This is a genomic window from Ancylobacter sp. (assembly GCF_965279025.1).
Taxonomy (GTDB): domain Bacteria; phylum Pseudomonadota; class Alphaproteobacteria; order Rhizobiales; family Xanthobacteraceae; genus Ancylobacter.
Map to the genome: position 1 here is coordinate 1,382,887 of NZ_OZ257132.1, position 20,914 is coordinate 1,403,800.

Here is a 20,914-nt window from a genome sequence, read left to right on the forward strand (position 1 = left end):
CATGATGCATATCAGTGAGGCGCCGGCTAAGGCGCGGCGAGGCGGCGGCGGATTCAGGGGCATATGGCGAAGCGGACGGAGCGCAAGGGCGGGGTGCGGCACGAGGAGGAGGCGACGCAATTCGCGCTCGATCCCGTCCTGACCGCCGCCTGGCTTTACTACGAGGAAGGGCTGAAGCAGGACGAGATCGCCGCGCGTTTCGGCATCTCCCGCGCTACCGTGTTCAATCTCCTGCAGAAGGCGCGGGACGAGGGTGCGGTGACCGTCTCGATCGATGTCGCCCGCATCGGGGCGTTGCGCCTTGCCCAGCGGCTGACTGAGGCGAGCGGCGTCGCCGAATGCTACATCGTGCCGGCCATCGGCAATGAGCGCCCGGTGAACGAGCGTATCGGCGGGCTCGGAGCCCGCGTGCTGGAGCGGCGCATAACGCCCAACAGCGTCCTCGGTGTCGCGTGGGGGCGAACGGTCATGGCGCTGTCGCAGACGCTGGCCTCGCTCCATCTGCCCGGCACCACCATTGCGCAGATCACCGGCAGCGCCATCGGCACCTATGATTTTTCACCGGAGCTCTGCACCTCCAACATTGCGGTGAAGGTGGGCGGGCGCTGCGTGAACATGCTGGCGCCCGGTATCGTGTCGAGCGCCGACATGAAGCGCCTCCTCATGGCCGAGCCGATCGTCGCCCAGCATTTCGCGCTGCTGCGCGGCTGCGACGTCACGCTGTTCGGCGTCACCGACCTCGGCGAGGGCACCTCGCTGATGCATAGCGGCTTCATGACCGAGCCGACCCTCGCCGATTATCGCGCCCATGGCGCCGTCGGCTTCGTGTCGGGCTACTTCTTCGACAAGGAGGGGCGGCCGGTGCTGACGGACCTTGATGCCCGGCACCTGTCGATGCCGCGCGAGGATTTTCTCGCCGTGCCCACGCGGATCTGCGTGGGCGGCGGGCCGTCGAAAATCGCGGCGATCGCCGCCCTGCTGCGGGGCGGCTATGCCAACGTCCTGGTGACCGACGAGACGACCGCGCGGGCGGTTCTGGCGACGTACGACTGACGGAAAGACGTCACTTGACGATGAAGTGCAGCCGCGCCTGATCGGTGCGGTAGACGGCGGTGTAATATTCGACGGCCTCGTCGGTCTGCATATAGGTGACGGATTCGATGGCAATCACCGGCGCGCCGACGGGAATTTCCAGCAACTCGGCCTGCTCGGGCGTGGCGGTGGCGGCTTCAAGCCAGCGTTCGGCGCGCTTCAGGGTGATGCCGTAGCGCCGCGACAGCGTGTCGTAGAGCGAGCGGTTGTGCATCGGCACCTGCTCGAAGCCGGGCGCGAGCCGCAGATTGATGAAGGTGTAGACCAGGATGCGCGGCATGCCGTCCACGCTCAGCACCCGGTCCAGAGCCACCACCGGCTCGTTCGGCCCCAGCCGCAGCATCCGGCGCACACGCTCGTCCGGCCCGATGAGTTCCTGGCGCAGGATGGCGCGGCTGACCGAGTGGTTGGTGTGGTGCAACTCGCCGGAAAAGCCGATATTGGAGCCGAGGAAGCCTTGATCGTCGCGCTTGGGGGCGACGAAGGCGCCCTTGCCCTGCAGCTTGTAGATGACGCGCTCGGACACCAGCTGGTTCAGCGCCTCGCGCACCACGGTGCGCGACACGCCAAAACTGTCGCACAGCTCGGCTTCGGAGGGCAGGCGCGCATTCTCCGCCAGCTTTTCGGTAACGATCAGCGTCAGCAAGGCCGACTTCACCTGCGACCAGAGCGGCAGGCTCGAACCATTGTCGCGCAGGCCGTTGTCCCGCTCCGCCAGCGCCTTGAGTGTCGGCATCAGATTGGCCGGGGTGCGCGGCGCGCGGCGGCGTGCTTCGTTCATTGGGTCCTTCCCGGCAGGTGATGCCGCGTGGCGATCACCTGCGCCGTCGCCGCAACCTCCTGCGCGATGCGCTCCGGCGGCCAGCCCAACGCCTCGCCGACCACCATGCCCAGCTCGGCGAGCGCCTCGGCCGTCGCCTGGCCCAGCAGCCCGATGTGGGTACGGCGAAGCACCACGTCCTCCAGCCGGACCACGCGCTCCTCGCGGGCGATGGTCGCGATCTCCTGATACGAATAGTCGGGAAGCGTCGTCAACGGAATTTCACGTTGCGCGCCAGAGTCTTCGAGCCGTTTCGCCGCCAGGGTGCCGTAGCGCTCGAACAGCGTGTGCGCCCGCGCCGACGTCAGGTCGAAGCGCTGGGAGAGGTCGGCAATGTAGCCCGCAGGGTCGGCGGGCCATCCGGTGCCGCCGCCAATGGCGATGCCGGCGGTGGAGCGCCGCCGTGTCCGGCCGATGCGCGCGAGCACGTCGTCTGCGATCTCCTCGGCGCAGGCGCGGAAGGTGGTCCATTTGCCGCCGACCAGCGACAGCACCGGGAAGGGCCGGTCGCCTTGCGGGGGAAAGGTGCGGATGGAATGATCGCGGCTGATGGCGCCGGCGACCTCCTCGCTCGCCGGCAGCGGCCGGATGCCGGCATAGGTGTAGACGATCTGGCCGCGATCCAGCGCAATGGCCGGCATCGCCATCGCCATCACCTCAAACAGATAGTCGATCTCGGCGTCCGAACAGACGGTATCGGTCGGGTCATCGGTGCGCAGATCGGTGGTGCCCACCAGCGCATGGGTGTCGTCCAGCGGGTAGGCGAGGCAGATGCGGTGGTCCGGCGTTTCGAAATAGAGCATCGTGTCGGCGAGGCTCTCGACCAAGGCGCGGTTGCGCACCACCAGATGCGAACCCTTGGTGCCGCCGATCAGCCGCTGATTGATGCCGAAGCGCCCATCCACCGCGTCGACATAGGCGCCGGCGCAGTTCACCACCAGCTTCGGCGTCACGGTGAACCGCTCTCCCGTGAGAGCGTCGGCGAGCCGGATGCGCCCGCCCTCGCGGCCAATGACGGCGAGATAGCTGGCGGCGCGCGCCTCGGGGCACATCTGCTCGGCCTGCGCCACAAGTTCAAGGCCAAGGCGCTCCGGCGCGGTGAGGCGGGCATCGTAGAACTCGGCGACATAGCGCGTGGACGGTGAGAGCGCCGGCATCTCGGCGCGGAACTCGCGCGCGGGCACCATGCGGTGGTTCGGCATGGTCTGGTCGCGGCGGTTGAACAGATCATAGGCCCGCAGGCCCAGCGCCACGACGAAGGCGCCCTTCGGCCCCGGCTTGCGCACCCAGCCGAGGAAGCGCCCCACCGAGGCCAGCGCGCCGCTGAAGCGATCGGCGATCGGAACGCGAACCCGGAGCGGGCGCACGAGGTGCGGCGCGTCGAGCAGCAGGCGGTTGCGTTCCTCCACCGATTCGCGAACCAGCGAGAACTCGCCGATCTCCAGGTAGCGCAGCCCGCCATGGATCAGCCGGGACGACGCCGAACTGGTCGCCGAGCAGATGTCGCCCATGTCGACCAGCAGCGACGGCACGCCCTGGAGAGCCAGATCCCGGAACACGCCGACGCCGTTGATGCCGGCGCCGATGATCAGCACCTCCGGCACGGGGTGGCCGAATCCCGGGCCTGTTCGCAGGCCGTCGAGAATGGCGTCGCGAGACAACATGGCAGGCTCCATACCGGCCGGCCCGAGGGGCCGGCGCCGCACGACGGGACGCTCTCAGCCGTCCAACGGCGCGCTTACTTATAATGACAAGCAAGAACGACCACATTCGGTTTGATGTGTCAATTTCTGAGTTTCAGGCGAAAAACGCGCTGCATTGCAGCAATAATTACGGTCACGAAAGATGTTGACGCGCTAAAAGTCGCGGCTATGATCCAACATGTAATTACGTGTTGAGCTTCGAAAAACGAAGCCTGCCGGTCACATCCGGCTCCGGAGGACGCCATGAGGGAACGCCTGATCGGCATTGATGCCGGCGGGACGATGACGAAGGCCGCCTTGTTCGATCTCGATGGCCGGGAACTCGCCTGCGAACGCCGCCCCAACCAGATGTTGTTTCCCGGGCCGGGCCATACCGAGCGCGATCCCGAGCGCATGTGGCAGGCTGCCTGCGAATCCATCGCCTCGGTGCTGGAGAACACGGGAACGTCCCCGGACGATGTGGTGGCGGTTTCCTGTGCCGGCTATGGCAGCGGCATCTACCTGACCGATCGCGACGGCAATCCGGTCCGGCCGGGCGTGGTCTCCACGGACAGCCGCACCGCCGATCTCGTGGCGGAGTGGGACGGCAACGGGCGCGCCGGCGTCACCGCCCGGCGCATCCAGCAGCGGGTCTGGCCCGGCCAGGCCATCGCCCTCATGGCCTGGTTCTCCAAGCATGAGCCGGAGACGGTCGCGCGCACCGAACGCGTCCTGTTCTGCAAGGATTTCCTGCGCGGGCGGCTGTGCGGGGATTTCTCCACCGACCCCACCGATGCCGGCATCGCCGGTGCCATCGACGTCGAGACCGGCGAATATGCCCGCGAGGTGTTTCGCGATCTCGGCATCGCCTCCTGGCTGGACGTGATGCCGGAGATCGGCCCCTCGGCCGAGGTGGTGGGCAAGGTGACGCCGGCGGCGGCACGCCAGACCGGCCTGAAGGAAGGTACGCCGGTGGTGCGCGGCGTCGCCGATGTCGCGGCAGCGGCGCTTGCGTCCGGCGTTGTAACACCCGAGCGCCTGTCGATGATCGCCGGGACATTCAGCATCAACTCCACCCTCCACGCCAGCCCGCGCCTGTCCGTACCGCCCTTTCTGCAAATGCCCTATCCCATTGGCGGTCAGGTGCTGGCCACGGAGGGGGCGGCGACGTCCGCCTCCAATTTCGAGTGGTTCTGCCGTGAAATCCTCGACGCCGAAGCCGCAAGGGCGCTGTCGAACGGCGCCTCGGTCTACGACGTCTGCAATGATTACGTGCGCGACGCGCTCGACCGCGACAACGACATCCTGTTCCTTCCCTATCTGTTCGGCGGTCCCGGCGGGGCGCCGGCGGGGCTGCTCGGATTGAAGCGCTCCGACAAGCTGGGCGACGTGCTGCGCGGCATCTTCGAGGGCATCGCCTATGCCCACCGGGTGGACATCGAGCGCCTGCTCTCCGGCTATGACGCGGCCAGGCCGACGACGATACGCCTCGCGGGCGGGGCCTCGCGCAGCGCCATCTGGGCGCAGATCTTCGCCGATGTGCTGGGACTGCCGGTGGAGGTTACCGACGGCACCGAGCTTGGCGCGCGCGGCGTGGCCATCGCCTCGGCGGTCGCCATCGGCGCCTATGCCGACTTTGAAACGGCCATCTCGAGGATGGTTCGGGTTCGCCAGCGCTGGGAGCCGAATGCCGGCCAGCACGCCGTTCACTCCCGCAAATATGTCCGCTTCCTCGGCCTCACCCGCGCGGTGGCGCGGGAATGGCCGCAATAGGCCAAATCGCCGGCACGGCCGTCGCCCGGCGAAGCAATGTCGTTGCCGCAAACCGGCCCTGCCACGCGTCCCTTACAGCCGGCCAGCTCTCTCGCAGACACGTCTCCACAATGAGGCCCCGATGTCGTTGTCGCTTCAGGATATCTCGCTGACGGTGGGTGGACAGCACCACCTGCGCGATATTGCCCTTACGCTGGAACGCGGGACGGTGAACGTGCTGCTGGGCCCCACGCGCTCGGGCAAGACATCGCTGATGCGCGTCATGGCGGGTCTGGACCCCGCCACCAGCGGCCGTATGACCGCCGACGGCCGCGATGTCACCGGCGTGCCGGTCAAGAAGCGCTCGGTTGCCATGGTGTACCAGCAGTTCATCAACTACCCCGCCCTCACGGTCTATGAGAACATCGCCTCGCCGCTGCGGGTACGCGGCGCCCCCAAGGCGGAGATCGACCGGCGGGTGCGCGCCGCCGCCGCGATGCTGAAGCTCGACAACCAGCTCGAGAAAACCCCGCTCAAACTGTCCGGCGGCCAGCAGCAGCGCTGCGCCATTGCCCGTGCGGTGGTGCGGCAGGCCGATCTCGTGCTGCTGGACGAGCCGCTGGCCAATCTCGACTACAAGCTGCGCGAGGAGCTTCGCGAGGAACTGCCGCGCATCTTCGCCGAGACCAACGCCATCTTCGTTTATGCAACCACCGAACCCACCGAAGCCCTCATGCTGGGCGGCAACACGGCCTGCCTGTCCGAGGGCCGCCTGCTGCAATTCGGGCCGGCGGCGCAGGTCTATCGACGCCCGAACAGCCTCGCGTCGGCGCGGACCTTCTCCGATCCGCCGATGAATGTCGCCGAGGTCGTGAAGCGCGGCGGAGAGCTGGTACTGCCGGGGGGAGCGGCAGTCGCGGCCGATGGCGCGCTGGCGGCGCTCACGGATGGCCCCTACCAGCTCGGCGTGCGGGCGCATCACCTGCGGCTGGCTCCCACGGCGGGAAGCATCAGCATCGCCGGCACCGTCGACATCACCGAAATCACCGGCTCCGAAAGCTACATCCACATCCACACCAACGCGCTGCGCTGGGTGGCGCTGGTCGCCGGCGTGCATGAGCTTGAGCCCGGCTCGCCCATCGCCATCCATATCGATCCGGCCCAGCTCTTCGTCTTCGATACGGACGGGCATGTGGTCGTTACGCCCGACAGCGCGGCAGATGGCGCCTTGCCGCGCGTGAGAGGCTGACATGGCACAGATCGAACTCGTCGACCTCGCACACGCCTATGGCACTGCGGCGCACCCCTCCGATTACGCGCTGAAGCCGATGAACACCACCTGGCGGCAGGGCGGCGCCTATGCGCTGCTCGGGCCCTCCGGCTGCGGCAAGACCACGCTGCTCAACATCATCTCCGGGCTCGTGACACCCTCGCACGGCAAGGTGCTGTTCGACGGCGTCGACGTCACCCGCCTGCCGACCGAGCGCCGCAACATCGCGCAGGTGTTCCAGTTCCCGGTCGTCTACGACACCATGACGGTGTTCGACAATCTCGCCTTCCCGCTGCGCAATCGCGGCCTCGACCGCCGCGCCGTGGAGGCGCGGGTCCGCGAGATCGCCGGCCTGCTCGACCTGACGCCCGATCTCGCACGACGTGCCCGTGGCCTCGGGGCGGATGCCAAGCAGAAGATTTCGCTCGGTCGCGGCCTGGTCCGGCCGGACGTGGCTGCGGTGCTTTTCGATGAGCCGCTGACGGTCATCGATCCCGCGCTGAAATGGGAGCTGCGCTCCAAGCTGAAAGCGCTGCATCGCGCCCTCGACGTCACCATGATCTACGTCACCCACGACCAGACCGAGGCACTGACCTTCGCCGACACGGTGGTGGTGATGCATGACGGCGGCATCGTGCAGTCGGGGCGGCCGGACGATCTCTATGACCGCCCCCGGCATACGTTCGTCGGCCATTTCATCGGCTCGCCCGGCATGAATTTCATGCCCGCGCAGGTGATGGCGGCCCATGCGCAGGTCGGCGAGGCCATTATCCCGCTGGCACGCAGCTACCCCACGCTGACCGCCGGAGCCAAGCTCGGCATCCGGCCGGAGCATCTGCGCCTGTGCGCGCAGGGCGGCCATCGTGCCCGGCTCGAGCGGGTCGAGGACCTCGGCCGCGTGCGCTATGCCCGCGTCCTCTTCGAGGGCAACCGGCTCGCGGCTCTCGTGCCCGAGGGCGAGCCGCCACCGAGCGGGCCGGACGTCGGCGTCGCCTTCGATCCCGCGCGCATTCATGTCTATGCCGACAATCTGCTGGTGGGCGAACCATGATCAAATCCATCGACAACCGCGCCTGGTTCCTGGTTCTGCCGGTTTTCGCGCTGGTGGCCTTCAACGCCATCGTGCCGCTGATGACGGTGGTGAACTATTCGTTCCAGGATTCCTTCGGCAACAACCAGTTCTTCTGGAACGGCATCGGCTGGTATCAGGAATTGCTGGATCCCTCGAGCGAACTCGGCGGGCGCTTCTTTGCGGCGCTGGGGCGCTCGGCGGCGTTCTCGCTCGCCATCCTCGCCATCGAGGTGCCGCTCGGCATTCTGGTTGCCCTGTGCATGCCGCGCGACGGCACGCAACTCGCCATCGGCCTCGTCGTCATGGCACTGCCGCTGCTGGTGCCGTGGAACGTCGTCGGCACGATCTGGCTGCTCTACACGCGCGGCGATATCGGCCTGTTCGGCTGGCTCATCAACGCGGTCGGCATCGACTTCAACGCCACCCAGAACGCCGCCCAGGCCTGGTTCGTGCTGATCGCCATGGATGTGTGGCACTGGACCAGCCTCGTGGCGCTGTTGTGCTTCGCCGGCCTCAAGTCGATCCCCGACGCCTATTACCAGGCGGCGCGCATCGACGGCGCGTCGCGGCTCGCCATCTTCCGCTACATCGAGCTGCCGAAGCTCGGCCGCGTGCTGATGATCGGCGTACTCCTCCGCTTCATGGACAGCTTCATGATCTACACCGAGCCCTTCGTGGTGACGGGCGGCGGGCCCGGCAACTCCACCACGGTGCTCTCCATCGATCTCGTGAAGATCGCGCTCGGCCAGTTCGACCTGGGCAAGGCTGCCGCGATGTCGATCGTCTACACGCTGATCGTGCTCACCGTGTGCTGGGTGTTCTACACCGTGCTCGTCACCCGCGACAGCGCCGCTGTCGATCGTCCGGAGGGCCAGTCATGAGCCGCCGCATCATCTTCTACGCCTATCTCATCTGCCTGATGCTGCCGCTCTACTGGCTGATCAACCTGTCGTTCAAAGCCAATGTCGAGATATCGACGACGATGACGCTGTGGCCCAACGTGCCAACGCTGCGCAACTACATCGTCATCTTCACCACGCCGGAATGGTTCGACGGGTTCCGGTTCTCGCTCAGCTATGTCGCGCTCAACACCATCATCTCGATCAGCGTGGCACTCCCCGCCGCCTACGCCTTCTCGCGCTACAGCTTTCTGGGCGACAAGCACCTGTTTTTCTGGCTGCTGACCAACCGCATGGCGCCGGCGGCGGTGTTCGCCCTGCCCTACTTCAACCTCTACTCCTCCATCGGGCTGTTCGACACGGTTTGGGCAGTGGCGCTGGCGCATTGCATCTTCAACGTGCCGCTGGCGGTGTGGATCCTGGAGGGCTTCATCTCCAGCGTGCCGCGCGAGATCGACGAGACCGCGCGCATCGACGGCTATTCCTTCCCCCGGTTCTTCGTGAAGATCTTCATGCCGCTGATCGCCAACGGCATCGGCGTGGCGGCCTTCTTCTGCTTCATGTTCTCCTGGGTGGAACTGCTGCTTGCCCGCACGCTGACCAACAGCAAGGCGATCTCGTCGATCATGACCCGTACCGTTTCGGCCTCCGGCATCGACTGGGGGCTGCTGGCCGCCGCCGGTGTGCTGACGCTCATTCCGGGCGCGCTCGTGATCTGGTTCGTGCGCAACCATATCGCCAAGGGCTTCGCCCTCGGGCGGGTGTGAGGAGGTCGGCATGCAAGGGTTTCTCGACCATCTCTCCGAGAGCACGGCCTGGATGGCCTGGACCTGGCAGACCGGCCTGTTCTTCGTCGCTCTCGCCATGACGCTCACGCTGATGACCTGGCTCGCGGCGGCGCGGCCCGAGGCGCCCCGCGTCGGGGTGCTGTATTTTCCGACCACGCGCGGCGACCGGCTGTTCCTGTCTTTGCTGGGGGCGGCCTTCATCCACCTCGGCTGGATCGCCCTCGCCGGGGGCGACCTCGCCTGGGCGTCCGGTCTCTCGGTGATCTGGGCGATGGCGGTGTTTCGCTGGGTGTGACACCGGGCGCATCAAAGGGCTGGCATGTGCGCCCAGTGCCAGCCGAACAGACAGAGGCGCGTTCTCCGGCCAAGGAAACGACCATGCAGAGCCTATCACGCGTCTCGATGGTGGCGCTCGCCCTAGCGCTATCGGCACCTCTCGCGGCATTGTCCGCCCACGCCGACGAGGCTGCCGCGAAGAAGTGGATCGACAGCGGCGAGTTTGAGCCGTCGACGCTGACGAAGGAAGAGCAGCTCAAGGAGCTGGAATGGTTCATCAAGGCGGCTGAACCGTTCAAGGGGATGGAGATCAACGTCGTCTCCGAGACCCTGACCACGCATGAATATGAATCCAAGACGCTCGCCAAGGCCTTCTCCGAGATCACCGGGATCAAGCTCACCCATGATCTGATCCAGGAAGGCGACGTGGTCGAGAAGATCCAGACCCAGATGCAGTCGGGCCGTAACATCTATGATGCGTGGGTGAACGATTCCGACCTGATCGGCACGCATTTCCGCTACAAGCAGGCGGTGCCGCTGACCGACTGGATGGCCGGCGAGGGCAAGGACGTCACCTCCCCGACGCTCGACCTGCAGGATTTCATCGGGCTCTCCTTCACGACCGCGCCCGACAAGAAGCTCTACCAGCTCCCCGACCAGCAGTTCGCCAACCTCTACTGGTTCCGCTATGACTGGTTCACCAACCCCGACTACAAGGCCAGGTTCAAGGCCAAGTATGGCTACGATCTCGGCGTGCCGGTCAATTGGTCGGCCTATGAGGACATTGCCGAGTTCTTCACCAACGACGTGAAGGAGGTCGACGGCGTGAAGGTCTATGGCAACATGGACTACGGCAAGAAGGACCCCTCGCTCGGCTGGCGCTTCACCGATGCCTGGCTCTCCATGGCCGGCAATGGCGACAAGGGCCTGCCCAACGGCCTGCCGGTCGACGAATGGGGCATCCGCATGGAAGGCTGCCGCCCGGTCGGCTCGTCGGTCGAGCGCGGCGGCGACACCAACGGCCCGGCGGCGGTCTATTCCATCGTCAAATACATCGAGTGGCTGAAGAAATACACGCCGTCCCAGGCCGCCGGCATGACCTTCTCCGAGGCCGGCCCGGTGCCCGCCCAGGGCGCCATCGCCCAGCAGATGTTCTGGTACACCGCCTTCACCGCCGACATGGTGAAGCCCGGCCTGCCGGTGATGAACGCCGACGGCACGCCGAAATGGCGCATGGCCCCCTCGCCCAAGGGCGCCTACTGGAAGGACGGCATGAAGCTCGGCTACCAGGATGTCGGTTCCTGGACCCTGCTGAAGTCCACCCCGGTGGAGCGTCGCAAGGCGGCCTGGCTCTACGCCCAGTTCGTCACCTCCAAGACCGTGTCGCTGAAGAAGAGCGATGTCGGCCTGACCTTCATCCGCGAGAGCGATATCTGGTCGCAGCACATGACCGAGCGCGCGCCCAAGCTCGGCGGCCTGATCGAGTTCTACCGCTCGCCGGCCCGCGTGCAATGGTCGCCGACCGGCTCGAACGTGCCGGACTACCCCAAGCTGGCGCAGCTCTGGTGGCAGAACATCGGCGACGCCTCCTCCGGCGCCAAGACCCCGCAGGCGGCGATGGACTCACTCGCCGCGGCGCAGGATTCGGTGATGGAGCGCCTCGAAAAGTCCGGCGTGCAGGGCGAGTGCGGCCCCAAGCTCAACAAGAAGGAAAGCATGGCCTATTGGGTCGAGCAGGCCAAGAAGAACGGCACTCTCGCCCCCCAGCCCAAGCTCGCAAACGAAAAGCCAAAGGGCGAGACAATCGACTACGACACCCTCATCAAGTCCTGGCCCGCAACCCCGCCGAAAAAGGGCGGCTGAGGATTCGCCAGAACCCTGCCTGTCCTCCCCGGCCGCGGCCGGGGAGGTTCTGCGTCCGGCAGCAACGGCATGCGATGTGACTCGAGACCCTGATCCTCCCAGACTCAAGTAGAGCCCCTCGATCATGGAGACGGACGGCGCGCGCCTCGCGGTTCACAGAGGAACAGATCATGCTGCCATGGCATGAGCCGCCCCGTATGAGCCCGCCCGATTGAACCTAGTCCGGCTCAACGGCCCCTGAGCCGCGCTCAAAAGGCGGACGGTAACCGTTCAGAAAGAGAGCGAGGCCGCTTTCGATCGTGGTCGTAACCCGGTCCGCTGTCAGCTGCCCGAGACCGAGCAGGCCCGTCAGTGGAATGTCGACCGACATCAGCTGCAGAAACTGCAGGGCCGCAAGCTCCGGGTCCGGGACGGACAGTTCGCCCCTCGCGCTCGCCTCGCGCAGGAACAGCGCGATCCTCTCCTGGATCACCTTTGGTCCCGATTCATTGAAGATACGTCCGAGTTCGGGAAACCTCGGTACCTGGGCGATGATGGTCCGGTAGAAGGCGAGCGCGTCCGTCGTGGCGAACATCGCCATGAAATTCCGGGCAATGGTCCGCAACCCCTCCTCGACATCGTCCGACTCGGAGGCCGAGTTCAAGATGGACTGTGCCGTCTGTGCGCAATTCTCGCTGACGAGGGCGGAAAACACCGCCTCCTTGCTTGGAAAATAGACGTAGAGGGTCGTCTTCGAAATCCCGGCGGCCCTGGCGATCGCATCCGTGCTTACGGCATCATAGGGCAGCTCCAGAAACAGCGCATGGGCCGCCTCCATCACCTGCCGCACCTTGGGGTTTTCCCGGTCGGGCGGTGCGAGAGATTTGGCGCTCGCGACGGTCGCCGCGCCCGTGCCGTCGCCGGCCATATCGGCATCCGACGTCTCGATTTTCCCGGCGTGCCGAACCATGGCGTGCCTCCATGCGCAATAAAATGAACTGTACAGTCCAGTTCATCATTGACCTTTCGTGCAATATGCGTCAAGCCTGAAACTGAACTGAACCGACCAGTACAGCCAAGGCGAGTCCTCATGCGCGTGGGTCTTTCAAGCATAGCCGGGCCTGTCAGGCGCCGGCGGCCGAACCGGGTGGGCGCCCTCGCCGCTGGCCTGCTCGCGCTCGCCGCGCTGACGGGCTGCGGACCGGAACAGGCGGCCGCCCCGCAGGCGCGGGAGGCGGTCAAGGCGCAGGCGGCCTCCTTCCAGCCGATCGCCCGGACGGTATCGCTGAGCGGAACGGTCGCTGCGCGCGTGGAGAGCAAGCTCTCCTTTCGCACCGCCGGCCGGATCGCCGAGCGCAAGGTCGATGTCGGCGACCATGTGAAGGCGGGCGACGTTCTGGCCACCATCGAGACGACGGAGCAGGTCTCCGATGTGCAGGCCGCCAAGGCGACGCTGCTATCGGCCGAGGCGACGCTGACGCAGGCGCAGAGCAGCTTCAAGCGGCAGCAGCAGCTGATCGAGAGCGGCTTCACCACACGCAGCAGCTACGATTCCGCCGAACAGCAATTGCACAGCGCCGAGAGTTCGGTCGAGTCCGCACGAGCCGATGTCGACACCGCCGAGGAACAGCTGGCCCTGACCGTGCTGAAGGCGGACGCCGACGGCGTCATCACCGCCCGCGACGCCGAGACCGGACAGGTTGTCTCCGCCGCGCAGACGGTCTTCACCCTGGCGCAGGACGGCGCGCGCGACGTCGTCTTCGATGTCTACGAGGCCCTGCTCGCCGACACCCCTCCGAGCGATCGCGTGGAAATCCGGCTGCTGTCCGACCCGGACGTGGTCGCCACGGCTGTGGTGCGCGAGATCGCGCCGACCTTCGACACAGCGACCGGTACGGTACGGGTCAAGATGTCGTTGATTGATCCGCCCGCCGCCATGAGCCTCGGCGCCGCCGTGCTCGGCAGCGGAAAATGGACCGCGAAAAACGTGATCGTGCTGCCCTGGACCTCGCTTTCCGCCGGCGAGGCCGGTCCCACCGTATGGGTCGTCGACCCCGAGACAAACGCCGTCTCGCCACGCGCCATCACGGTGGACCGCTACAAGACGGGGGAAATCCTCGTCAGTGCCGGGCTGAAGGAAGGCGAGATGGTCGTGACACATGGCGGCCAGTTCCTGCGCGCGGGTCAAATTGTCTCCATCACATCGGGAGAGCCGTCATGACGGTTCGACGCACGCTCATCGCCCTTGTCGGCCTCGGCTCGCTGGCCGCGCTCAGTGGCTGCTCGGAGAACGAGGCGGCGCCGGCGCCCCCCGTGCGGCCCGTGCTGTCCATGGTGGTGGCGCCGCACGGCGCCGAGGCGGCCCGCTTCACCGGCACCATCCAGCCGCGCTTCTCGCGCGATCTCGGCTTCCGCGTACTGGGCCGCGTGGATTCGCGCCTCGTCGATGTCGGCCAGACGGTCAAGGCCGGGCAGCTTCTCGCCTCGCTCGACCCGACGACGCTCTCCCTCGCCGTCCGGCAGCTGGAGGCAGAGCTGGCCAAGACGGAGGCCCAGCTCGTTTATGCCACCGCGACCCGCGACCGCAAGAAGGCGCTCGTGGCCCACAAGGTCGCCTCGCAGGCCGATCTCGACACGGCGGAAGAGTCGCTTGCCGGCGCCAACGCCGCCGTCACCCGTGGCCGCGCCGCCCTCGACAAGGCGCAGGAGCAGCTCTCCTACACCCGCCTGCTGTCCGAGACCGACGGCATCGTCACCGCCGCCAATGCGGAAGTCGGCCAGACCGTGAATGCCGGCGAAACCGTCTTCACCGTCGCGCAGGCCGATATCCGCGAGGCCATGGTCGACGTTCCCGACGAGATGGCGCAGGCGTTCAAGGTGGGTGACCGGTTCACCACGTCGCTGCAGGTCGAGCCCGGCATCCAGGCCGAAGGGCGCGTGCGCGAAATCGCGCCGCAGGCCGACGCCGCAACCCGTACGCGGCGCATCCGCATCACGCTCGACGCGCCGCCGCCGACCTTCCGCATCGGGACGACCGTCGTCGCCTCGCCGCAGCAGATCGCGCGGACCTCGATCGAGCTGCCGCGCTCCGCCCTGCTCAAGGCAGATGACCGCACCTTTGTCTGGGTGGTGGACGAGACGGCGATGACCGTCTCGCGCAGGCCCGTGGAGGTCGCGGCGGAGGCCGGCGAAACGATTCGGATCACGAGCGGGGTCGATGCCGGAACGCGGATCGTGACCGCCGGCGTGAACAGCCTGACCGACGGCCAGAAGATCAAGATCGACCCGGAGATGGTCCCATGAACGGCTTCAACCTGTCGGATTGGGCGCTCCGCCACCGCTCGCTTGTCTGGTACTTCATGATCATCGCGTCGATCGCCGGCGCGCTCGCCTATTTCAATCTCGGCCGTGAAGAAGACCCAAACTTCACCATCAAGACGATGCTCATCACCGCCATCTGGCCGGGCGCGTCGATCGAGGACACCGCCACGCAGGTCACCGAGCGGATCGAGCGCAAGCTCGAAGAGATCACCACGCTCGACTACACCAAGAGCCAGACCTCGCCGGGCCGGACGACGATCTTCCTCAATCTTCGGGACACGACGCAGGGGCGTGCCGTCAACGACACCTGGCTGCGGGTGCGCAGCATCCTCACCGATCTCAAGGGCGACCTGCCCGAAGGTGTGCAGGGTCCGTTCTTCAACGACGATTTCGGCGACGTCTACGGCAACATCTACGCCTTCACCTCCGATGGCCTCTCCCAGCGCCAGCTGCGCGACTATGCCGAGGCGGCGCGGGCCCGCATCCTCACCGTGCCGAATGTCGGCAAGGTCAATCTGGTCGGGGTGCAGGACGAGATCGTCTATCTCGAATTCTCCACCCGGCAGATGGCCGCCCTCGGCCTCTCCCAGCAGACCATCATAGATGCGCTGAGCGCGCAGAACGCCGTCGTTCCCTCCGGCACCGTCGAGGCCGATGGCGAGCGTGTGTCGGTGCGCACCAACGGACAGTTCGCCTCGGAGAAAGACCTCAGCAAGGTCAATCTCTGGATCAATGACCGCTTCTTCCGCCTGTCGGACGTGGCCACCATCACCCGCGGCTATGCCGATCCACCGACATCGCTGTTTCGCTATGACGGGAAGCCGGCGATCGGGCTGGCCATCGGCATGAAGCCCGCCGCCAACCTGCTGGAGTTCGGCGAGGCGCTGTCCAAGGAGATGCGGCAGATCGAGGCCGAGCTTCCGGTCGGCGTCGGCGTGCATCAGGTCTCCGACCAGCCTCATGTGGTCGAGGAGGCGGTCGGCGGCTTCACCAAGGCGCTGGGCGAGGCGGTGGCGATCGTTCTGGTGGTGTCCTTCATCAGCCTCGGCATGCGCGCCGGCCTGGTGGTCGCCCTGTCGATCCCGCTGGTGCTGGCGATCACCTTCGTGGCGATGGAGTATCTCGGCATCTCGCTCCAGCGCATCTCGCTCGGTGCCCTCATCATCGCGCTCGGCCTGCTGGTGGACGACGCCATGATCGCCGTCGAGATGATGGTCTCCCGGCTCGAAGTGGGCGATACGCTCGAGAAGGCGGCGACCCATGTCTACACCTCCACCGCCTTCCCCATGCTGACCGGCACTCTCGTTACGGTCGCCAGCTTCATTCCGGTGGGGCTCAACAGCAGCAGTGCGGGCGAGTTCACCTTCACCCTGTTTGTGGTGATCGCGGTCTCGCTGGTGGTGTCGTGGATTGTCGCGGTGGTCTTCACCCCGCTTCTCGGCGTCACCCTGCTGCCGAAATCCATGAAGAAGCATCACGAGGAGCCGGGGCGTTTCACCCGCTTGTTTCGTTCGCTCCTGCACGCCTGCGTCCGTTTCAAATGGCTGACCATCGCGGCCACGCTCGCGCTCTTTGCCGGCTCGATGGTCGGCATGGGCTTCGTGCAGCAGCAGTTCTTTCCCTCGTCGGACCGGCCGGAGGTCATCGTCGACTGGACCGCGCCGCAGAACACCTCGATCACCGAGATGCGTGCGCAGATGGACCGCTTCGAGGCGGCGCTGAAAGGCGATGACGACATCGCCTTCTGGTCCTCCTATGTCGGCGAGGGCGCCCAGCGCTTCCTGCTCTCCTACGACGTGCAGCCGGCGAGCCCCAATTTCGGGCAGATCGTCATCATGACCAAGGGGCTCGAACAGCGGCAACGCGTGATCAAGCGCCTAAAGGCCCTGGGCGAAAAGGAATTCGTCGGCACCGACGTGTTCGTCCACCCGCTGGACATCGGCCCGCCGGTCGGGCGCCCGATCCAGTACCGGATCAGTGGTCCCGATCCGGCAAAGGTGCGGGCCTATGCCCAGGACGTCGCCGCCATCGTCGGCTCCAACGCCAACACCGATCGCGTCACCTATGACTGGAACGAGCCGGGACGCGTCGTGAAGATCGATATCCTGCAGGACAAGGCCCGCCAGCTGGGGGTTACCTCGCAGGACGTGGCGACGGTGATGAACGGCGTCGTCGGCGGATCGACGGCGACACAGATCCGCGACTCCATCTACCTCGTGAACGTCGTGAGCCGGGCCCGCTCCACCGAGCGCGCCTCTATCGAGACACTGGAGAACCTTCAGATCCCGACCCAGAACGGCCGGTCCTTCCCGCTCGCGGCGATTGCGACGTTCCACTACGAGATGGAGCAGCCGATCCTGTGGCGGCGCAACCGCATCCCGACGGTGACGGTCAAGGCGGCTCTGGTCACCCCGGTCCAGCCGGCGACGGTCGTCGATCAGATCAAGCCGCAGATCGACGCCTTCATCGCCAAGCTGCCCCCCGCCTATCATGTGGTCACCGGCGGTGCCGTCGAGGAAAGCGCCAAGGGCCAGGGCCCGATCCTCGCCGTCGCGCCCTTCATGCTGATCACCATGGCGACGCTGCTGATGTTCCAGCTGCAGAGCTTCCAGCGCCTGTTCCTGGTGGTCGCGGTCGCGCCGCTCGGCCTGATCGGCGTCGTCGCCGCGCTGCTTCCTTCCGGCGCGCCGCTGGGATTCGTAGCGATATTGGGCGTGCTGGCGCTGATCGGCATCCTCATCCGCAACTCCGTCATCCTCGTCGTCCAGATCGAGCACCTGATCGACACGGGACAGGACAAGTGGCACGCCGTGCTGGAGGCCACCGAGCACCGGATGCGGCCGATCATGCTGACCGCTGCGGCGGCCTCGCTGGCGCTGATCCCGATCTCGCGGGAAGTGTTCTGGGGCCCGATGGCCTATGCGATGATGGGCGGCATCATCATCGGCACCGTGCTCACGCTGCTGTTCCTGCCGGCGCTGTATGTCGCGTGGTTCCGCATCAAGGAGCCCGCGCGCACGGCGGTGGAGCACATGGCAGCGGAGAAGAGCCTCTGACCTTCAGGCAACGGCGCTGGGGATCGCGGCGGCGGCCTGGGCTGGGTGGAGCCGGGGAAACGCGGCTCCACCGCCCGAAGGCTCAGCCGATCGCCGCCGAGACCGCCTTGATGGCTTCGCGTGTCGCGTCCACGACGATATCGGCTTCCTGCCGGGTCAGACACAGCGGCGGGGCGAAGCCCAGAATATCGCCCTGCGGCATGGCGCGGGCGATGACGCCGCGCTCCAGAAGAGCCGCCGCAACACGCGGCCCGACCTTTTCGCCGCCCTCGAAGAACACCCGGTCGTCGCGGTCGCGTACCAGTTCCACCGCCGCCAGCAGCCCTTCGCCGCGTACCTCGCCCACATGCCGATGCCCGCCGACGGCATCCTTCAGCGCCGCGTTGAAATAGGAGCCGACCTCGCGGGCGTTGGTGACGAGATCGAGTTCGTCCACCAGTTCGAGATTGGCGATGCCGGCCGCCGTGCAGAGCGGGTGCGAGGAATAGGTCCAGCCATGGCCGATCGGGCCGTGCTCGTCCGACCCCTGCTCCAGCTGCCGCCAGAGCTTTTCCGAGACGATGACGCCCGACAGCGGCGCATAGGCGGAGGTGAGCCCCTTGGCGATGGTGATCAGGTCCGGCTCGATGCCGTAATGGTCGGAGCCGAACATGGTGCCCAGCCGGCCGAAGCCGGTGACCACCTCGTCGGCGATCAGCAGGATGTCATGCTTCTTCAGCACCGCCTGGATCTTCGGCCAGTAGCCGGCCGGGGGAGGAACGATGCCGCCGGTGCCGAGCACCGGCTCGCCGATGAAGGCGGCGATGGTGTCCGGCCCCTCGGCCTGGATCATCTCCTCCAGCTTGTCGGCGCAATGCTGGGAGAATTCTTCCTCGCTCTGGCTGCGGTCTTCGCGGCGGAAATAATAGGGCGCCTCGGTGTGCAGGACCGGCGCGCGCGGCAGGTCGAACAGATTATGGAAGCCGGCGAGGCCGGTGAGGCTGCCGGTCATCACGCCAGAGCCGTGATAGCCGCGCCAGCGCGAGATGATCTTCTTCTTTTGCGGCCGCCCAAGCACGTTGTTGACGTACCAGACCAGCTTGATGTTGGTCTCGTTGGCATCCGACCCCGACAGGCCGAAGAATACCCGGCTCATATTTGCGGGCGCCCGCTCGATCACCATGCGGGCGAGGCGGATCGAGGGCTCCGAACCATGCCCGGCATAGGCGTGGTAATAGGCGAGCTTCGACGCCTGCTCGGCTATGGCATCGGTGATCTTCTTGCGGCCATAGCCGACATTCACGCAATAGAGCCCGCCAAAGGCGTCGAGGCTGCGCCGGCCCTCGCGGTCGACGATGTAGACCCCTTCCGCCCCAGTGATGATGCGGTTGGGCATCTCGCCGCGCGCGTGCTGGCCCATATGGGTGGAGGGGTGGAAGAAATGGTCGCGGTCCCAGCTTTCGAGCTCGTTGCTGGAGGGGGCGGGATGATCGAGCATGCTTATCTCCATGTTTCTCGCCCTCAGCTCAGGTCGAGGCAGACATATTTGAGGTCGGTGAAGGCTTCGAGGCCGTGGCGGGACCCTTCCCGGCCGAGGCCGGATTGCTTCATGCCGCCAAAGGGGATCGGCGCGCCGGTGATCTTGACGCGGTTGATCGCCACCATGCCGTAGTCCAGCGCCTGCGCCATCCGCGCCGCGCGGGCGCCGTCGCGCGTGACGACATAGGCGACCAGCCCATATTCGCTGGCATTGGCGCGGGCGATCACCTCCTCCTCGCTGTCGAACGGTGCGAGGGCAGCAATGGGGGCGAAAGTTTCCTCGCGCATGATCAGCGCCTCTTCCGGCACGTCGGCGAGCACGAGGGGGGCGAGGAAGAGCGGGCCGGGCACCGAGCGCTCCGGGGTCAGCCGCCGGGCGCCGCGCCCGAGCGCGTCGTCGATCTGCGCGCGGGCCTTCGCCACCGCGCCGGCGTGCATCAGCGGGCCGATCTCGGTGCCTTCATCGAGGCCTTTGCCGACGCGCAGCTGCGCCGCCCGTTCGGCAAAGGCGGTACAGAAGCGCGCATAGAGCGGGCGCTGCACATAGATGCGGTTGGCGGCGAGGCAGTCCTGTCCCGAGGTGGCGAATTTGGCGTCGAGCGCGATCTCCACCGCGCGCGCAAGGTCGGCATCCTCGAACACGATCAGCGGCGCGTGGCCGCCCAGTTCCATGACGACACGTTTCAGGCTGGATGCGGCATTGCGCGCGACCATGCGGCCGATGTCAGTGGAGCCGGTGAAGCTGACCGCGCGCACCCGCAGATCGGCGCAGAAGGTTTCGGCGATCGGGGCGGGCGCGCCGGTGACCACGTTGAACACGCCGGCGGGCATGCCGGCGCGCTCGGCGAGTTCGGCCAGCGCCAGCGCCGAGAGCGGCGTGTGCGAGGAAGGGTGCGAGACGATGGTGCAGCCGGCCGCCAGCGCGGCGGCGGCCTTGCGGGTGAGCATGGCGGACGGGAAATTCCACGGCGTCAGCAGCGCGGCGACGCCCACCGGCTCGCGGGTGAGCGACATCTGCGCGCCGGGGAGGTGGCTGGTGACGCCCTCGACATTCACCCGCAGCGCCTCCTCGGCGTAATAGGCGATGAAGGAGGCGGCATAGGCGATCTCGCCGCGCGATTCCGCCAGCGGCTTGCCCTGCTCGATCGTCATCAAGAGCGCCAGATCCTCGGTGGCGCTGAGCATCAGCGCGTGCCAGCGGCGCAGAATGTCGGCGCGCTGCTGCGGGAGAAGGGACTTCCACGGCGCGAAGGCGCGGTGGGCGGCGTCGACCGCGCGCGCCGCCGCCGCCGCGCCAAGAGCGGCAACCTCGGCAATGGCGGTGCCGTCGGCGGGATCGGTGACGGGGAAGGTCCGCCCGTCCGGTGCCCCGGTCCACTTGCCGTCGATATAGGAGAGCGTGCGCAGCAGCCGGCGGTCCTGCAGCCGCGACAAGGCTGGGTGAGGCTCGGGCCGGGCGAGGCGGTCGAGGCGTTCGGTGCGGGCGGGCGCGATCATGGCAGCTCCTCTCTCAACGCCGCGAGATT

At 66.7% G+C, this 20,914-nt stretch carries 16 protein-coding genes; 11 read left to right on the forward strand and 5 right to left on the reverse strand.

What is annotated here, in order from left to right:
* The first annotated feature begins 63 nt into the window (after positions 1-63).
* The gene (locus ACQY76_RS06435; RefSeq protein WP_428032062.1) at positions 64-1,053 is read left to right on the forward strand and encodes a sugar-binding transcriptional regulator; all 990 of its coding nucleotides are present in this window, start codon (positions 64-66) and stop codon (positions 1,051-1,053) included.
* Positions 1,054-1,063: 10 nt separating this feature from the next.
* Here ACQY76_RS06435 and ACQY76_RS06440 read toward each other — a convergent pair whose 3' ends face one another.
* Both ACQY76_RS06440 and ACQY76_RS06445 read right to left on the reverse strand, forming a co-directional pair.
* Complete coding sequence (locus tag ACQY76_RS06440) at positions 1,064-1,873, reverse strand: GntR family transcriptional regulator (RefSeq protein WP_428032063.1); 810 nt, start codon at positions 1,871-1,873, stop codon at positions 1,064-1,066.
* The gene (locus ACQY76_RS06445) at positions 1,870-3,576 is read right to left on the reverse strand and encodes a glycerol-3-phosphate dehydrogenase/oxidase (RefSeq protein WP_428032064.1); all 1,707 of its coding nucleotides are present in this window, start codon (positions 3,574-3,576) and stop codon (positions 1,870-1,872) included. The genes ACQY76_RS06440 and ACQY76_RS06445 overlap by 4 nt, the downstream gene beginning before the upstream one ends.
* Positions 3,577-3,858: 282 nt before the next feature.
* On the opposite strand from ACQY76_RS06445, the gene ACQY76_RS06450 reads away from it, so the two are divergent.
* The 7 genes from ACQY76_RS06450 (at position 3,859) to ACQY76_RS06480 (ending at position 11,514) form a co-directional block, all read left to right on the forward strand.
* Positions 3,859-5,367 (forward strand): FGGY-family carbohydrate kinase, encoded by a 1,509-nt coding sequence (locus tag ACQY76_RS06450; protein WP_428032065.1) that lies wholly within the window; start codon positions 3,859-3,861, stop codon positions 5,365-5,367.
* Positions 5,368-5,488: 121 nt separating this feature from the next.
* Positions 5,489-6,595 (forward strand): ABC transporter ATP-binding protein, encoded by a 1,107-nt coding sequence (locus tag ACQY76_RS06455; protein ID WP_428032066.1) that lies wholly within the window; start codon positions 5,489-5,491, stop codon positions 6,593-6,595.
* Between the two features lies 1 nt (position 6,596).
* Positions 6,597-7,667, forward strand: coding sequence for an ABC transporter ATP-binding protein (locus ACQY76_RS06460; protein WP_428032067.1), 1,071 nt, complete (start codon positions 6,597-6,599; stop codon positions 7,665-7,667).
* The gene (locus ACQY76_RS06465; protein WP_428032068.1) at positions 7,664-8,569 is read left to right on the forward strand and encodes a carbohydrate ABC transporter permease; all 906 of its coding nucleotides are present in this window, start codon (positions 7,664-7,666) and stop codon (positions 8,567-8,569) included. Before ACQY76_RS06460 ends, ACQY76_RS06465 begins: the two co-directional genes overlap by 4 nt.
* Positions 8,566-9,354: a carbohydrate ABC transporter permease gene (locus ACQY76_RS06470; protein WP_428032069.1), complete on the forward strand. Its 789-nt coding sequence runs from the start codon at positions 8,566-8,568 to the stop codon at positions 9,352-9,354. Before ACQY76_RS06465 ends, ACQY76_RS06470 begins: the two co-directional genes overlap by 4 nt.
* A gap of 10 nt (positions 9,355-9,364) precedes the next feature.
* Positions 9,365-9,670 (forward strand): DUF2160 domain-containing protein, encoded by a 306-nt coding sequence (locus tag ACQY76_RS06475; protein ID WP_428032070.1) that lies wholly within the window; start codon positions 9,365-9,367, stop codon positions 9,668-9,670.
* Between the two features lie 83 nt (positions 9,671-9,753).
* On the forward strand, positions 9,754-11,514 hold the full coding sequence (locus ACQY76_RS06480) for an ABC transporter substrate-binding protein (protein ID WP_428032071.1): 1,761 nt from the start codon (positions 9,754-9,756) through the stop codon (positions 11,512-11,514).
* Between the two features lie 217 nt (positions 11,515-11,731).
* Here the strand turns inward: ACQY76_RS06480 and ACQY76_RS06485 are convergent, their stop codons facing one another.
* Entirely contained in the window at positions 11,732-12,463 is a 732-nt protein-coding gene (locus ACQY76_RS06485) for a TetR/AcrR family transcriptional regulator (protein ID WP_428032072.1), read from the reverse strand.
* Positions 12,464-12,511: 48 nt separating this feature from the next.
* Between ACQY76_RS06485 and ACQY76_RS06490 the strand changes: the two genes are divergently transcribed.
* Genes ACQY76_RS06490 through ACQY76_RS06500 form a run of 3 tightly spaced genes read left to right on the forward strand, consistent with a single transcriptional unit; the run spans position 12,512 to position 17,870 of the window.
* Positions 12,512-13,714 (forward strand): efflux RND transporter periplasmic adaptor subunit, encoded by a 1,203-nt coding sequence (locus ACQY76_RS06490; RefSeq protein WP_428032073.1) that lies wholly within the window; start codon positions 12,512-12,514, stop codon positions 13,712-13,714.
* The gene (locus tag ACQY76_RS06495) at positions 13,711-14,796 is read left to right on the forward strand and encodes an efflux RND transporter periplasmic adaptor subunit (protein ID WP_428032074.1); all 1,086 of its coding nucleotides are present in this window, start codon (positions 13,711-13,713) and stop codon (positions 14,794-14,796) included. The genes ACQY76_RS06490 and ACQY76_RS06495 overlap by 4 nt, the downstream gene beginning before the upstream one ends.
* Positions 14,793-17,870: an efflux RND transporter permease subunit gene (locus ACQY76_RS06500; protein ID WP_428032075.1), complete on the forward strand. Its 3,078-nt coding sequence runs from the start codon at positions 14,793-14,795 to the stop codon at positions 17,868-17,870. The genes ACQY76_RS06495 and ACQY76_RS06500 overlap by 4 nt, the downstream gene beginning before the upstream one ends.
* A gap of 82 nt (positions 17,871-17,952) precedes the next feature.
* Here ACQY76_RS06500 and ACQY76_RS06505 read toward each other — a convergent pair whose 3' ends face one another.
* A complete protein-coding gene (locus ACQY76_RS06505; RefSeq protein ID WP_428032076.1) occupies positions 17,953-19,347 on the reverse strand; it encodes an aspartate aminotransferase family protein in 1,395 nt (464 codons plus the stop codon).
* A gap of 23 nt (positions 19,348-19,370) precedes the next feature.
* Positions 19,371-20,885 (reverse strand): NAD-dependent succinate-semialdehyde dehydrogenase, encoded by a 1,515-nt coding sequence (locus tag ACQY76_RS06510; RefSeq protein ID WP_428032077.1) that lies wholly within the window; start codon positions 20,883-20,885, stop codon positions 19,371-19,373.
* Positions 20,886-20,914: the final 29 nt, after the last annotated feature.

Excerpts from the sequence above, each read along its gene's own strand:
- ACQY76_RS06460 (WP_428032067.1), top strand. The coding sequence starts at position 6,597 with ATGGCACAGATCGAACTCGTCGACCTCGCACACGCCTATGGCACTGCG.
- ACQY76_RS06465 (WP_428032068.1), top strand. The coding sequence starts at position 7,664 with ATGATCAAATCCATCGACAACCGCGCCTGGTTCCTGGTTCTGCCGGTT.
- ACQY76_RS06480 (WP_428032071.1), top strand. The coding sequence starts at position 9,754 with ATGCAGAGCCTATCACGCGTCTCGATGGTGGCGCTCGCCCTAGCGCTA.
- ACQY76_RS06500 (WP_428032075.1), top strand. The coding sequence starts at position 14,793 with ATGAACGGCTTCAACCTGTCGGATTGGGCGCTCCGCCACCGCTCGCTT.
- ACQY76_RS06485 (WP_428032072.1), bottom strand. The coding sequence starts at position 12,463 with ATGGTTCGGCACGCCGGGAAAATCGAGACGTCGGATGCCGATATGGCC.
- ACQY76_RS06455 (WP_428032066.1), top strand. The coding sequence starts at position 5,489 with ATGTCGTTGTCGCTTCAGGATATCTCGCTGACGGTGGGTGGACAGCAC.
- ACQY76_RS06475 (WP_428032070.1), top strand. The coding sequence starts at position 9,365 with ATGCAAGGGTTTCTCGACCATCTCTCCGAGAGCACGGCCTGGATGGCC.
- ACQY76_RS06450 (WP_428032065.1), top strand. The coding sequence starts at position 3,859 with ATGAGGGAACGCCTGATCGGCATTGATGCCGGCGGGACGATGACGAAG.
- ACQY76_RS06510 (WP_428032077.1), bottom strand. The coding sequence starts at position 20,885 with ATGATCGCGCCCGCCCGCACCGAACGCCTCGACCGCCTCGCCCGGCCC.
- ACQY76_RS06505 (WP_428032076.1), bottom strand. The coding sequence starts at position 19,347 with ATGCTCGATCATCCCGCCCCCTCCAGCAACGAGCTCGAAAGCTGGGAC.
- ACQY76_RS06435 (WP_428032062.1), top strand. The coding sequence starts at position 64 with ATGGCGAAGCGGACGGAGCGCAAGGGCGGGGTGCGGCACGAGGAGGAG.
- ACQY76_RS06470 (WP_428032069.1), top strand. The coding sequence starts at position 8,566 with ATGAGCCGCCGCATCATCTTCTACGCCTATCTCATCTGCCTGATGCTG.
- ACQY76_RS06440 (WP_428032063.1), bottom strand. The coding sequence starts at position 1,873 with ATGAACGAAGCACGCCGCCGCGCGCCGCGCACCCCGGCCAATCTGATG.
- ACQY76_RS06495 (WP_428032074.1), top strand. The coding sequence starts at position 13,711 with ATGACGGTTCGACGCACGCTCATCGCCCTTGTCGGCCTCGGCTCGCTG.
- ACQY76_RS06445 (WP_428032064.1), bottom strand. The coding sequence starts at position 3,576 with ATGTTGTCTCGCGACGCCATTCTCGACGGCCTGCGAACAGGCCCGGGA.